The following is a 14,255-nucleotide window of genomic DNA, read 5'->3' as shown; positions in this document are numbered from 1 at the left end:
CTTATTAAAATCAAGTGCCAAAATCAATAATTATCCTTTTTCTGTTCTGTTTTTCCAATGTATTTGCGCAATCTAAAGCCACTATAATTGGAAACATAAAATCTCCCGAAAACGAAAACCTTGTTGGTGTAAGTATTTCTTTCCATACAAACAATCAGAATTTCTATGCAATATCAGATTCTGTCGGACATTTTTTGCAAAATATTCCCTTAGGAAAAGTCGAAATAGCGATTGATCAATTAGGATATCTTAAAAAAGCACTCCATTTTGATTTTGTAAAAGACACCGTAATTTCGATAGTTTTAGAAAAAGATATTTCTCAGTTAAAAGAAGTTATCATCGCAAATGACAAAAAAAGTGGAGTTACGACCTTGTCCGGCGGTAAATTGTCTTTCAATCTAAAAGAGTTATCATCAGTTCCAACAGTTTTGGGAACAACAGATATTATAAAACTTTTGCAATTAACGCCCGGAGTTCAGAATTCCGGAGACGCAAACGGATATTTATATGTAAGAGGCGGAGATCCCGGACATAATGCCATTTTGTACAACGGAACTCCCGTATATGGAATGTCGCATTTATTGGGTATTTTTCCTTTTTATAACACAGACCATGTTAAGGAAGTAGAATTTGATAAATCCAGTTCAAATGCAAAATATGGCGGACGTTTAAGTTCAACCACGCTTTTGATTCCCAATAAAAAAATACCATCAGAATTTGGAATACAAGGAAATATCGGAATTCTGGCATCACAAATAAGTTTGGCAGTTCCGATGACTAAAAATTCAGGTTTTTATATCTCGGGCAGAAAAACCTATATTGATGAAATAATGGGACCCTTATTAAAATCCGGTTCGAAAAACAATGATGTTCAGGACATGAAATATGGATTTTCAGACGGAAATATTACCTTTCTTTCTCAAATTTCAAAAAAGAATCTTTTTTCTATCGATGCTTTTGTTAGCGGAGACGAACTAAAAGTCAAAGATGGAAATCTGGCTTTAAAAACCGATTTGAAATGGAGTAATTTTATAGTTTCTCCAACTTTGGTTACCACATTTTCGCCTAAAGTAAGCATGTCAAATTCGGTTTATTTCAGTCAGTATTCTAATGATTTGAATATGGAACAAGCTACAATTCAGTTTAGTGTTTCTTCTTATGTAAAAGATTTTGGGTTTACAAATTCAGTTCGTTATTTCGTTAAGAATATTCCTTTTGAATCTGGTTTACAATATGTGTATCATGATTTACAGCCTCAAAAAGTAAATGTCGAAAATCTGACAACTAATAACAATACAGCTCAAAATAGTACAATTAATGCCAATGAAGCTGCTGTTTTTACAACTGCAAAACCAAAGTTATTTGAGAACTTGATTGCAGATTTAGGGCTTCGAATCAATTATTATACTTCAGGATCTAAGGATTCGTATTTACATTTTCAGCCACGTGTCGTGTTGAATTATTATCCAAATGACAAATATTCGTTTTACGCTTCTTATAATAAACAATATCAATATTTAAGCCTGATTACAACTTCGAGTGTTGGAATTCCGACAGATTTCTGGATTGCAAGTTCAGACGGAATAAAACCACAATCGTCGAACGAATTTTCGATTGGTTCAAATCAAAATATTTCAAGAAACTTTAGTTCTTCATTTGGAGGATTTTATCGCTCAATGAAAGATTTACTGGAATATCCTTATGGAATAACTCAGTTTAACGAGACCACAACGCTCAAAAATGATTTATTGGTTGGAAAAGGAAAAGCATACGGATTTGAAATGATGTTGAAGAAAAGTAACGGAAAATTCACAGGCTGGCTAAGTTATACTTTAAGTTGGTCTGATCGAAATTTTGATGAACTTAATAATGGAAACACTTATTTTGCGAAATACGATCGTCGTCATAACCTTTCATTAGTAGGAATGTACGATTTGAATTCAAAATGGAATTTTGGCGTAACGCAAATATTTAGTTCCGGAAACCGATTTACAATGCCGACTTCATGGTATTTTATTAATAATAATCCGGTCAAAGAATATTCAGGATATAACAATGCACAAATGCCAAATTATATCAGAACAGATGTTTCTGTAAATTATTTTTTCGTGAAAACGAATCAAAAAGAAAGTGCTTTGAATTTTTCGATCTACAATACTTTTAATATTAATAATCCAATTTATGTGGTGTTGAATGTTCAGGTAAATAAAGATAAAAATAGTGTGGTTGTGAAACAAGAAGAGAAAGTTTTGTACCGAATATTACCTTCAATAAGTTGGAGATTTAAATTTTAAAACATGAAAAAATATATACTATTTCTTTTTGCTCTAGTAATAACAAGCTGTTCTAAAGATGATTTTAGCGAGCAAAATCTTGAATCTAAAGTTATCGTAGAAGGCTGGATAGAGGAAGGCGATTATGCTCAGGTTTTGTTATCGAGCAGTATTCCGGTTACTGGTACTATTGATTCGACAAATGTTTTGAGTCACGTGATCAGATCTGCAAAAATCACAATTTCTGATGGTGAGACATCAGAAGTTTTAAGAGTCAAAAATGATAAAAACAGAGTGCCTCCATTTGTATATTTTGGATCAACATTAAAAGGAGAAGCCGGAAAAGAATATTCGCTTAAAATTGAATATTTAAATCGAATTATAACGGCGATAACCAAAGTTCCAAAATCAGTTCCGCTTAAAAATGCCGAATATATAAAGAAGAATTCCGCAGATACAACGGGATATATTTTTGTAAAATTTGATGATCCGGTAAATGAAAAAAACTACTATCAGATCGCCACAAAAATAGACGGTGAAGAACCAATTTTTGTTCCTTCATTTTATGGTAATTTAGACGATCAAAACTTTAATAAATCTGAAGTTTCTGTACAGATAAACCGTGGAGTTTTACTTTTTCCTAAAACAAAATTTACGCCATATTTTACAGATGGAGATTTGATTCATGTAAAACTAAGAACGCAGAATAAAGACGCTTTAGATTTCTGGAACAGTTGGCAAAACGAAATAGTAAATAGTAAAAATCCAATATATCCTGCAAATGCAAGTTTGAAATCTAATATAAATGGCGGAATTGGTATTTGGGCGGGATATGGTCAAAGCACTTTGGTGGTAAAAACACCTCCAAAAAAATAAAGCCGATTTGAATGATTTCAAATCGGCTTTAATTTATTTTATAAAAGATTTTTATTTCTTGAAAGAAGTATAAAAGTCTTTAAATTTTGTGTTTAGATTTTCAAATCCTTTTGAGAAATATACACTCATTGCAACTTCTGTATTATCATTGAATTTTAAATAATATACTTCAGTGTAATATTTAACTTCGATTGTTGAGTTCTCATCATAAGTCCAGTAACCACCATTAGAATTAGTAGCGTCTACAACCCATTTTTGAAGAGTACGATAGCTTCCATCTGCTTCTGAATGTACAACAACATCAGCTATTTTAGTTCCATCTTTTTTAGATGCTAAAATTGCTTTTATGTTTTTATTTAAACTAGTAGCAGTACCTTGAGAATATTTTAAATTATTACTGTTCTCATTTGTATAGAAGTCTTTGCTATCATAGTCAACGTCAACTAAACTTTTTTCTAAATTTTCACTGTCAATTCCTAAATTAACCATGTCAGCTTCACTTACAATAACAAAGTTGTCCATGATGTTAACCAAACCATTGGCTTTTCCTTTGTATTGATTAAGTTCTGGTGTATTAATTAAATTATCGATATCAGCTGTACTTCCTACATTAAATTCGATTAAATTTTTACCATTATAAGTAAAAGATGCTTTTGAAGTAGATTCAGCTGCTTTTTTACCATTCATTTCCCAAGTATAACCATCATTCAAAGTTACTTTATAAGTATACTCTTCAGGAGATTTGTTTTTAGATGAATATTTTGCAGTTGAAGCTAAAGTAGCAGACTGAGTTCCGTCAATTGTTAAAACAGCATCTACAGAAGTTGGTAAGTAAAACCAATCTACTACAGAAGGAGTGTTTTCCCATTGTCCTGTTTCGCTATTGTAGTTCCATTCTCCGTAGGTGTCTGTATTAGAGAATTTTATATCAGAAGAAGTGCTTTTAGATGTTAATATTGCATTGTTTGCAGTTTGAGATGCTTTTGCAGGAAAAACAAATTTTAATTCAGTTGTTGAAGCTGTTTTTGTCCATGTTTTGTTAGTGTTATTCCAAGTATAAATACCGTAAACACCAGAAATGTTTAAAACTTCTTCTACTCCATTGTCACTTTTTCCATCAAAAAGATCAATGTGCTTAAGACTAAATAAGCGACCTAAGTTTTGAATTGCTTCGATGGCACCAGAACTTTTTGATTTGTCCAATTGAACCAACATTTCATTAGCTTCAGCTTCTACTTTGATTTTTTGGTCTGCCGGAGTTAATTTAGAATAAGGCTGTTTAACAATATTTGCAATTTGCTCCGCTAATGTTTGTTCTGCAGTTGGTTTCTCTGGTTGGTTTTCCGGACTGTCATCGCTAGAACAAGAAATTGTTAGTTGAGAAACAACTAATGATAATAAAAGGAATTTTTTAATCATGGTAAGGTCTTTAATTAATGGATTAAATCAAGTTTTTGTTTTGATTTTTGAGCACGCAAGATACTTTGCAAAATTTTAATATACTTACGGGAAACCGTAAAACGGCGAACTTTTTTGTATAAAAAACAAGATTAAAAAACAGTCTTATAGAATAGGTTCTGTTAGAGATTGATAGATAAGTTTTTTACCTTTGTGATCTGTTTTTTAAAAACCAAATACAAATGTTATACTCAAAAATAGAAGGCGAAGGGAAACCATTTATTATCATGCATGGATTTCTTGGTATGTCTGATAACTGGAAAACACTTGCCGGACAATATGTTGAAGCAGGATTTCAGGTTCATATTTTAGATTTGCGCAATCACGGTCGCAGTTTTCATTCAGATGAATGGAGCTATGAAGCAATGGTACAAGACGTTTTCGAATATTGCCAAGCCAATCAATTAAACAAAATAGATATGTTAGGACATTCAATGGGCGGAAAAGTTGCGATGCTTTTTGCAACGACACATCCAGAAATTGTAGACAAATTAATTGTGGCAGATATTGGTCCGAGATTTTATAAACAACATCATCAGGATATTTTGGCAGGTTTAAACGCAGTAGATTTTTCGGTAAAACCAAGCCGAAATGATGTCGAAGCGATAGTTGCGCAATATGTATCTGATTTTGGAACACGTCAGTTTTTGTTGAAAAACCTGTATTGGAAAGAGCCAGGACAATTGGCTTTCAGATTCAACTTAGAAGTTTTTAATAATAATCTCGACGCTATAGGTAAAGCTTTGCCTGATGGTTTAGTTTTCGAAAAAGAAACCTTATTTATTAGAGGAGGAGCTTCGGGATATATTGCAGATTCAGATTTTGATGCAATACGTCAGCATTTTCCAAAAGCTAAGTTCGAAACCATTCCAAACGCAGGACATTGGCTTCATGCCGAAAACCCTAAAATGTTTTTTGAATTAACGACTGAGTTCTTAAAAGAGTAAGTAAGCTTAAATACTTATAACTATCGGGAGTGGCAAAAAATAGTACTGCAATAGTTGATGAATATAAAAATCATTACTTTTATTATAACTTTAAAATCAAAAAAATATGAAATTATTACTTAGACTCCTTGTTACTGCTGGCTTGGTTTTGTTAATTGCTAACTTCTTGCCGGGCGTACATGTTGCCAGTTTTACAACAGCGATAATCGTTGCAATTGTCTTAGGATTATTAAATCTATTTATAAAACCAATATTGGTAATTCTGACTTTGCCGGTAACGGTTATTACTTTAGGGCTGTTTTTGTTGGTAATTAATGCAATCATTATTTTGTTGTGCACCAATATAGTTGGAGGTTTTGCAGTCGATTCTTTCTTGACCGCGTTAATCTTTAGTATTATATTGTCTATTCTTCAGTCTATTACTTATAAAATAGTTGGAGACGATAAATAAAATAAAAATTGAAAGCGTGTTTAAAACGTCTTCAAATACAATAGATTAAAAACTTGGTTGGGTTGCAAAAATTTTATAATTTTGCAACCCAATTTTATTATGTAAATTAAAGAAGAAGATGGATATTAAAAGAGTAGCAACAGATGCTGTGAACGAAACGATTGTATTAAACGTTGTTCACATGGATTATAAAGGTCAGGTAGCAAAAAGAATAAACGAAAAAATGCCATTGGCTACCGTAAAAGGTTTTAGAAAAGGACAAGTTCCTAAAGATCTTGTTGAAAAACAATACGGAAAAGCAATTAAGCAAGAAGAAGTTAAAAAAGTAGTTGATTTGGCTTTAGAGCGTTTTGTTCAATCTGAAAGATTAAATCTTTTAGGAACTCCTCTTGCTAAAGAAAACGAAAACTTTGATTGGGATGCTGAAGAATTAACTTTCGAATACGAAATTGGTTTAGTTCCTACTTTCGAAATTGACTTAGAAGCAAAAAATAATATCGTAAAATATGTTGTAACTGCTGACGATAAATTAATCGACGGACAAGTAGAGCGTATCCAAAAACAATTTGGAAAAGCAATTCCACAAGAAGTGGTTGCTGCTGATTCAGATTTAACTGGAACTTTCTCAAACGAAGAAAAAGGAATCAACAATACAACTACAATTTCAGTTTCTACATTCAACAAAAAAGCAGGTGATAAATTCATCGGTAAAAAAGTTGGTGACGTAGTTACTATTAGTACAAAAGGTTTATTCGAAGATGATCATCAATTAATGGATTACCTAAAAGTTGGTCATGATGATGTTCACGGTTTAGATATCGAAGTAAACTTTACTATCGAAGCTATCAACGGAGCAGAATTGGCTGAATTAAACCAAGAGCTTTTTGATAAACTTTTTGGTGAAGGAAAAGTAGCTTCTTTAGAGGATTTGAAATCTAAAATTAAAGAAGATGCTGAAGCTCAATTCGCGCAACAAGCAGATCAAAAATTATTATTAGACGTTCAGGATTTCTTGATCGAAAATACAAAATTTGATTTACCATCTGCATTCCTTAAAAAATGGTTACAAACTGTTGGAGAGAAAAAACTTTCTGCAGAAGAAGCTGAAGTTGAATACGCAAGATCTGAAAAAGGATTACGTTTTCAATTAATCGAAGGAAAAGCAATGGCTCAAAGTAATATCCAAATTACTTTTGAAGATTTGAAAGCTTTTACAACAAACGCTATCAAACAACAAATGGCTCAATTTGGACAAACAAATCCAACTGACGAAGAAGTACAAGGAATCGTGGCTAGAGTTTTATCTAACCAAGACGAAGTAAAAAGACTTTCTGAGCAAGTAGTTGCAGAAAAATTGTTAGAAGTGTTTAAAGAAAAAGCAAATCCAACAACTAAAGAAGTAACTTACGAAGAATTTATTGCCGCTTCTTACGGAGAATAATTTCTAAAACAATAAATATATTTGAGCGTCAGGAAGTTTTTTCCTGACGCTCTTTTGTTTTAAATTAATTTTGATTACTTTTCAGAAGCTAATCCAGCTATCCGTTTCAAGTTTTTTTCTTCCGTTTAAGTTTTTAAAATTCTTGCAAGAGCTTCTTCCAGTCGCTTTCCAAGAATAAAAAAACTAAAAACCGGAATTCAAAAAGCTTTTCACTACTATCTGGGCTATTTAAGAAACAAGTTCCAGAACTAGAAACCTGAAACAAAATAAACCTGAAACAAATTTTCAAAATAAGACAAATTGACATTCTTTAGAAATAGGTACAACCTTTGATGAAGAATATATACATTAAATAAAGTAAAACTTAGAACAGATACATATGAACTACGGTAAAGAATTTAAAAAATTTGCTACAAAGCACCAAGGAGTAAACGCAATGTACTATGACAAAATCATAGCAGCGATGAACCCAACTAATATGACTCCATATATTATAGAAGAACGTCAGTTGAATATTTCTCAATTAGACGTTTTTTCAAGATTAATGATGGACAGAATCATCTTTTTAGGAACAGGTATCGACGATCAAATCGCTAATATCGTTCAGGCTCAGTTATTATTTTTAGAAAGCGCTGATGCATCAAAAGATATTCAAATTTATCTAAATTCTCCTGGAGGAAGCGTTTACGCAGGATTAGGAATTTATGACACAATGCAATACATCAAACCAGATGTAGCGACAATTTGTACAGGAATGGCAGCTTCAATGGGAGCAGTTTTATTATGTGCAGGAGCAGCAGGAAAACGTTCAGCATTACCACATTCAAGAGTAATGATTCACCAACCATCTGGAGGAGCACAAGGAGTTGCAACTGATATGGAAATCAACTTACGTGAAATGTTGAAATTGAAAGATGAATTGTATAACATCATCTCTCAACATTCAGGACAAACTTTTGATAAAGTACACAAAGACAGTGAGCGTGATTATTGGATGATCGCTGACGAAGCTAAAGAGTACGGAATGATTGATGAAGTATTGAGAAGAGGATAATTTTTGAGTTTCTAAGTTACTAAGACACTAAGGTTCTTAGTATTCTATTTAATTTGAAATTCAAAAAAATAAAAAAAAGATTAAGCTGAAAGATGCTAAGTTTTTAAGTTTTAAAGTAAAAAGCTTAGAAACTTAGTATCTTTGCAGCTTAGTAACTTAAATAAAGAATGGCAAAAGTAGTATTAGAATGTTCGTTTTGTGGAAGAAAGAAGCCAGAAACTAATTTATTAATTGCAGGTATCAATGCACATATCTGTGATAAGTGTATTGAACAAGCACACGGAATTGTATTAGAAGAATTAAAATCAAGCGGAAGCGCTAAACTTGTTGGGGATTTAATTTTAAAGAAACCAAAAGAAATCAGAGCTTTCTTAGATCAATATGTAATTGGTCAGGATCAGACTAAAAAAGTAATGTCAGTTGCGGTTTACAATCACTACAAACGTTTAATGCAACAGCAATTGGACGACGAAGTAGAGATTGAAAAAAGTAACATTATCATGGTTGGTCAAACCGGAACCGGAAAAACATTGGTAGCAAAAACTATCGCAAAAATGTTAGATGTTCCTTTGGCTATCGTAGATGCAACTGTACTTACAGAAGCAGGTTATGTTGGTGAAGATGTCGAAAGTATTTTGACACGTTTATTACAAGCCGCTGATTACGACGTTACAAAAGCAGAAAGAGGAATCGTATTTATTGATGAGATTGATAAAATTGCCCGTAAGAGCGATAATCCATCGATAACACGTGACGTTTCTGGTGAAGGAGTTCAACAAGCTTTATTGAAACTATTAGAAGGAACAGTTGTAAATGTGCCACCAAAAGGAGGACGTAAACATCCGGACCAGAAATTTGTTGAGGTAAATACTCAAAACATCTTGTTTATCGCAGGTGGAGCTTTTGATGGAGTTGAGCGTATTATTTCTAAACGTTTAAACCGTCAGGCAGTTGGATATTCTACATCTAAAAATGTAGATAATATTGATAAAGACAATTTGCTGCAATATATCATTCCAAAAGACATTAAAGATTTTGGATTGATTCCGGAGATAATTGGTCGTTTGCCAGTTTTGACACATATGGATCCTTTAGATCGCGAAACATTACGTGCAATTTTGACACAACCTAAAAATGCGTTAATCAAACAATATCAAAAATTATTCATGATGGATGATGTTGAATTTACGATTACAAACGAAGCATTAGATTTTATTGTTGACAAAGCATTAGAATACAAATTAGGAGCTCGTGGATTACGTTCGTTATGTGAAGCTATCTTAACAGATGCAATGTACGAATTGCCAAGTTCAGACGATAAAGTTTTGACAATCGACAAAGATTATGCAAAACATACTTTGAATAAAAACTTATTGAAGCGAATGGAAATTGCTTCTTAAATATTGATATTATTTTGTCAAAGTTCAAAACTTTGACAAAGTTTCCTTAAAACCTGTTCATTTATTTGAACAGGTTTTTTTTATACTTTTGAGGAACACTTCTGTCTTTAATTATGAAAAAAATATTTGTTGTTTTAAATTTAATTTTCCTTTTGCTTTTATCGTGTAATAAGAATAAAGATATTTCTGAAAATAATTTATCTAGTGTTATAAAAACAAATCCAACAACTTCGGAAATAAAACCTCGTAATGAAATTAAAGAAATTAATTACAGCAAGTATTACAAAGAAGCAAAGCAATACTGCCAAAAAAATAATCTAAATCAAGATCAGTTTTTTCTAATTGATTTAGGAGTGCATTCCGGTTTGAAAAGGTTTTTTGTTTATGATTTTAAAAAAGACAAAATCTCAAAATCCTATATAGTGAGTCATGGTTGTGGCGATAATAAATGGGGTGCAACAATGTCAAAAGAAAAAGCAATAATAAGTAACGAGTTTGATTCACATTGCTCGTCGATTGGCAAATTTGTTATTTTGGATCGTGGTGTAAGTCAATGGGGAATTAAAGTGAATTACATATTACAAGGAAAAGACAATACAAACTCAAATGCAAGAAATCGTGCTATTGTTTTGCATTCCTGGGATGCCATTTCAAGTAATGAAACTTATCCTGAAGGAACGCCTGAAGGTTGGGGTTGTCCCGCAGTTTCAAATGAAAGCATGACAGAAATTGACGCGCTTTTGAAACAAAATAAAAAGGTCTTGATGTGGATTATAAAATCATCGTAGTTTCTTTTTAAAGTGCTTGTTAAATTATGAAAATGAGATTTCTGATTTAGCCCTGATCGAAACGATATCCTTTTGTCGTGGGTTTCACGACAAAAGATATAGTGTAGAGCAGGAAAGGAGGCCTTTTGAAAACGAGATTTCTGCTCCTAAAAAAATTACTGAACCCTAAATTTCTCGCGATATTCAATAGGTTTCATTCCAACCATTTTATAGAATACTTTTCTAAAAGCTTTGGGATCATTGTAACCTGTTTTTTCGATAATCTCCGAAATCGAAAGCTGTGTTTGTTCTAAATATTTCTTAGAACTTTCGACTCTTATATTTTGTAAATATTCAATTGGCGGAATTCCCGTAACTTGTTTAAATCTTCGTGTCATGTTGCGCGCACTTGTTGGAATATCTTTTGTGATTTCTTCCAGTTTTTCGATCGAATGATATTGACTTTCTATTTTTTGCTGTAGCATCGCAACCAGCGTATCATTATGCAAATGATTGGGTCTAAAAGTGCTAAAGTAGCTTTGCTTATATCGGTTCAAATCGATCGAGAATATTTTTGCAATTTGTACTGCAATTTCATTTCCACAATATTTTTGAACTAAAAGAATCAATAAATGAAATGTTGAGGTAGAACCACCGCTGGTATATAGACTTCCGTCGGCTGTTAAAGTTTCTTCGGGTTTTAGTTTCACCATTGGAAAAGCTTTAGTAAAAGCACTACAAGCGTCGACATGAGTTGTTGCCAGTTTTTCGTTGAGCAAACCTGAAGCAGCAAATAAAAAAGCGCCTGTACAAAAACTCGCTAATTCGGCGCCTGATGTATGTTGTTTTTTTAACCACGGAATAAAATTTTTATTCTTCGCAATCATTTCACTCATATTATCAGTGGTAAAAGCCGGAATCAAAATCAGACCCAAAGATTCATTCGATTCTTCAATAATATTTACATCATATCCAAATAAACGTTTATCGCTAATCTGTTCAGCCAATTGAAAAACCATAATGTCAAACGGTTTTTGATCTTCTTTAGCAAGTTTATTAGCCGTTTCAAAAACTTCTAAAATCGCTGCTATGCTTAATAACTTATAATCATGAGGTATGATCAGGCCTACTTTCTTAGTCATCGTCTTGTTATTTTAGAAAAAAATATTCTAACAAAAGTAGATAAATTGTCTTAAATGACCCTAAAGTTGACATTTAAAGTATCTTAAGCTTAATGTTAATAATCTAATTTTGTCTTAATAATTTGTAATTTTATATAAAAATGGAAACAAAAATTTTCTTAAATCTTCCTGTAAAAGATTTAAATCGGTCAATATCATTTTTTACCCACTTAGGTTTTTCGTTCAATCCACAATTTACAAATGATAAAGGAACTTGTCTGATCATTGGTAAAAACATCAATGCGATGTTGTTAGTTGAAGAGTTCTATAAAACATTTACACACAAAGAAATTTGCAATGCAGAAACTACTAACGAGGTAATTCTTTCCGTACAAACTGAAAGTCGTGAAAAAGTAGATGAAATCATTGAGAACGCGCTCAAAAATGGAGCAACTGAATATGCAGAAGCACAAGATTATGGTTGGATGTATTATCGTTCCTTTTTTGATTTAGATGGACATCATTGGGAATTCTCGGTTATAGATGAAGATCAGATTCCGGATAAAATGTAACTAAGATAAAACTGTAAAATGATAAAAGTTCAAAATTTAATTAATGCACCAGTTGAGAAAGTGTGGGAATTATGGACATTACCGGAACACATAAAGAATTGGAATATTCCTTTTGCAGATTGGCATACACCTTTTGCAGAAAATGATTTGAAAGTAGGCGGTAAATTCAAATTTACAATGGCTTCAAAAAATGGAAACGAGGGTTTTGATTTTGAAGGAGTTTACACTAAAATAGAAAAATTTTCATTAATTGAATATCGACTTTCGGACAATAGAATTGCAAGTATTCGTTTTGAAAATTTAGGTTCAGAAACAAAACTTACAGAAATATTTGAACCTGAAGCAACACTTTCTGAGGATATGCAAGAGCAATTTTGTAAGGCAGTTGTTCAGAAATTTAAAGAATACGTTGAAAATTTTGAATAATTAAATCAATTAAAAAACAAATATTAAACAATAAACAAAAAGATATAATGATAACAGTAAAAAACACAATTAGCGCATCAATAGACAAAGTTTGGGATTTATGGACATTGCCGGAACACATTACAAAATGGAGCTTTGCTTCGCCAGACTGGCACACGCCTTATGCCGAAAATGATTTAAGAGAAGGCGGAACATTTAAATCTACAATGGCAGCAAAAGATGGCAGCATGAGTTTTGATTTTGGTGGTGAATATACATTGGTAGAAAAACACAAAGCAATTGAATATGTTTTGGGAGATGGCAGAAAAGTAGAAATTAGTTTCGAAGAAACTCCAAGTGGAATTGAAGTAGTCGAAAGTTTTGATCCAGAAACCCAAAATCCAGAGGAGATGCAACGCGGAGGCTGGCAGGCAATCATGGATAATTTTAAAAGTTATGTAGAGCAAAATTAGTTTTTTTCTAAGGTTCAAAGGCTTAAAAAAGGGACAAAGGTTCAAAGGGACCGAGGAAAAAAAACTTTGTGACTCTGCGACTTTGCGAGAACATAAACTTAGCAAGTATCACTTAAATTATCTTACATCACTTATATGGTTTAACCTAAACATAAAACTATGACAAAACAAATTTGGCTGAATTTGCCTGTAAAAGAGGTGGCAAAATCTAAAGCCTTTTTCTCGAAAATAGGATTCTCTTTTAATGAAGAACACGATACGCCAAGTTCGACTTGCATGATCGTGGGTGAAGGAAAATTTGTAGTAATGCTTTTTGAAGAATCATTATTCGCCAGTTTTTCTCAAAACAAACTTACCGATACAAAATTGAGTTCAGAAGTTTTGATTTCGATTGATGCAGAAAGTGTTGCAGAAGTTGATGAATTGGCAAAAAAAGTTGCAGAAGCTGGCGGAACCGTTTTTGCTCCTCCTGCAGAAAGTCAAGGTTGGATGTATGGTTTTGGTTTTGCAGATTTAGACGGTCATCGTTGGAATGTACTTTTTATGGATTTTAGTAAATTATCATAATATGGAAACATTAGAATTTAAAATCAGAATCAAGGCGTCGGCAGAAAAAATCTGGTCAGTTTTATGGGATGACGAAACCTATAAAAAATGGACAGGAGTTTTTTGTGAAGGTTCATACACTATAACCGATTGGAATCAAGGTGATAAAGTGCATTTCATGTCTCCCAGCGGAGAAGGAATGTATAGTATTATCGAGACGAAAGTTCTAAATGAGTATATGGCTTTTAAACATTTGGGTGAAATAAAAGACTTTGAAGAATTACCAATTAACGAAGAAACAAAAAAGTGGAGTGGCGCAATGGAAACCTATCGATTAATTCCGGATGATGAATTTATAGATTTAGTCGCTCAAATTGATACAGTCGAAAAGTATATCGATTATTATAAAGAAGTTTTCCCAAAAGGATTAGAAGTTGTAAAAGAGCTATCAGAAGCAGGAGAATAGAGAAT

Annotated in this window: 15 protein-coding genes; 13 read left to right on the top strand and 2 right to left on the bottom strand. The window is 32.5% G+C overall.

The annotated features are described in order from the left end of the window. Positions 1 to 14: 14 nt before the first annotated feature. Positions 15 to 2,294, top strand: coding sequence for a TonB-dependent receptor (locus C8C83_RS05230; RefSeq protein ID WP_121326752.1), 2,280 nt, complete (start codon positions 15 to 17; stop codon positions 2,292 to 2,294). 3 nt (positions 2,295 to 2,297) lie between these two features. Beyond that, positions 2,298 to 3,149, top strand: a complete 852-nt coding sequence (locus C8C83_RS05225) for a DUF4249 domain-containing protein (protein ID WP_121326750.1) — start codon at positions 2,298 to 2,300, stop codon at positions 3,147 to 3,149. A gap of 51 nt (positions 3,150 to 3,200) precedes the next feature. Here C8C83_RS05225 and C8C83_RS05220 read toward each other — a convergent pair whose 3' ends face one another. Then, a complete protein-coding gene (locus C8C83_RS05220; protein WP_121326748.1) occupies positions 3,201 to 4,568 on the bottom strand; it encodes a hypothetical protein in 1,368 nt (455 codons plus the stop codon). Between the two features lie 221 nt (positions 4,569 to 4,789). Between C8C83_RS05220 and C8C83_RS05215 the strand changes: the two genes are divergently transcribed. The 6 genes from C8C83_RS05215 (at position 4,790) to C8C83_RS05190 (ending at position 10,688) form a co-directional block, all read left to right on the top strand. Beyond that, on the top strand, positions 4,790 to 5,554 hold the full coding sequence (locus C8C83_RS05215; protein WP_121326746.1) for an alpha/beta fold hydrolase: 765 nt from the start codon (positions 4,790 to 4,792) through the stop codon (positions 5,552 to 5,554). 106 nt (positions 5,555 to 5,660) lie between these two features. Then, positions 5,661 to 6,005 carry a phage holin family protein gene (locus tag C8C83_RS05210; protein WP_121326744.1) on the top strand — a complete coding sequence of 115 codons (345 nt, stop codon included), beginning with the start codon at positions 5,661 to 5,663 and terminating at the stop codon, positions 6,003 to 6,005. A 118-nt stretch (positions 6,006 to 6,123) separates the two neighbouring features. Continuing rightward, positions 6,124 to 7,446 (top strand): trigger factor, encoded by a 1,323-nt coding sequence (locus tag C8C83_RS05205; RefSeq protein ID WP_121326743.1) that lies wholly within the window; start codon positions 6,124 to 6,126, stop codon positions 7,444 to 7,446. Between the two features lie 379 nt (positions 7,447 to 7,825). Then, positions 7,826 to 8,500 carry an ATP-dependent Clp endopeptidase proteolytic subunit ClpP gene (clpP, locus tag C8C83_RS05200; RefSeq protein ID WP_089054473.1) on the top strand — a complete coding sequence of 225 codons (675 nt, stop codon included), beginning with the start codon at positions 7,826 to 7,828 and terminating at the stop codon, positions 8,498 to 8,500. A gap of 167 nt (positions 8,501 to 8,667) precedes the next feature. After that, positions 8,668 to 9,900, top strand: a complete 1,233-nt coding sequence (gene clpX / locus C8C83_RS05195) for an ATP-dependent Clp protease ATP-binding subunit ClpX (protein WP_099710804.1) — start codon at positions 8,668 to 8,670, stop codon at positions 9,898 to 9,900. A 113-nt stretch (positions 9,901 to 10,013) separates the two neighbouring features. Beyond that, complete coding sequence (locus C8C83_RS05190; RefSeq protein ID WP_121326741.1) at positions 10,014 to 10,688, top strand: murein L,D-transpeptidase catalytic domain-containing protein; 675 nt, start codon at positions 10,014 to 10,016, stop codon at positions 10,686 to 10,688. A 155-nt stretch (positions 10,689 to 10,843) separates the two neighbouring features. Here C8C83_RS05190 and C8C83_RS05185 read toward each other — a convergent pair whose 3' ends face one another. Continuing rightward, positions 10,844 to 11,809, bottom strand: coding sequence for a helix-turn-helix domain-containing protein (locus tag C8C83_RS05185; RefSeq protein WP_121326739.1), 966 nt, complete (start codon positions 11,807 to 11,809; stop codon positions 10,844 to 10,846). A gap of 140 nt (positions 11,810 to 11,949) precedes the next feature. On the opposite strand from C8C83_RS05185, the gene C8C83_RS05180 reads away from it, so the two are divergent. The 5 genes from C8C83_RS05180 (at position 11,950) to C8C83_RS05160 (ending at position 14,250) form a co-directional block, all read left to right on the top strand. Next, positions 11,950 to 12,360, top strand: a complete 411-nt coding sequence (locus C8C83_RS05180) for a VOC family protein (protein ID WP_121326737.1) — start codon at positions 11,950 to 11,952, stop codon at positions 12,358 to 12,360. 18 nt (positions 12,361 to 12,378) lie between these two features. Next, positions 12,379 to 12,786 (top strand): SRPBCC domain-containing protein, encoded by a 408-nt coding sequence (locus tag C8C83_RS05175; RefSeq protein ID WP_121326735.1) that lies wholly within the window; start codon positions 12,379 to 12,381, stop codon positions 12,784 to 12,786. A 47-nt stretch (positions 12,787 to 12,833) separates the two neighbouring features. After that, a complete protein-coding gene (locus C8C83_RS05170) occupies positions 12,834 to 13,238 on the top strand; it encodes an SRPBCC family protein (RefSeq protein WP_121326733.1) in 405 nt (134 codons plus the stop codon). A 159-nt stretch (positions 13,239 to 13,397) separates the two neighbouring features. After that, positions 13,398 to 13,805, top strand: a complete 408-nt coding sequence (locus tag C8C83_RS05165) for a VOC family protein (protein WP_132011681.1) — start codon at positions 13,398 to 13,400, stop codon at positions 13,803 to 13,805. A gap of 1 nt (position 13,806) precedes the next feature. Continuing rightward, complete coding sequence (locus C8C83_RS05160; RefSeq protein WP_121329957.1) at positions 13,807 to 14,250, top strand: SRPBCC domain-containing protein; 444 nt, start codon at positions 13,807 to 13,809, stop codon at positions 14,248 to 14,250. Positions 14,251 to 14,255: the final 5 nt, after the last annotated feature.

It is taken from the genome of Flavobacterium sp. 90, assembly GCF_004339525.1.
Classification (GTDB): domain Bacteria; phylum Bacteroidota; class Bacteroidia; order Flavobacteriales; family Flavobacteriaceae; genus Flavobacterium.
This window is presented reverse-complemented; position numbering and strand designations above follow the sequence as displayed.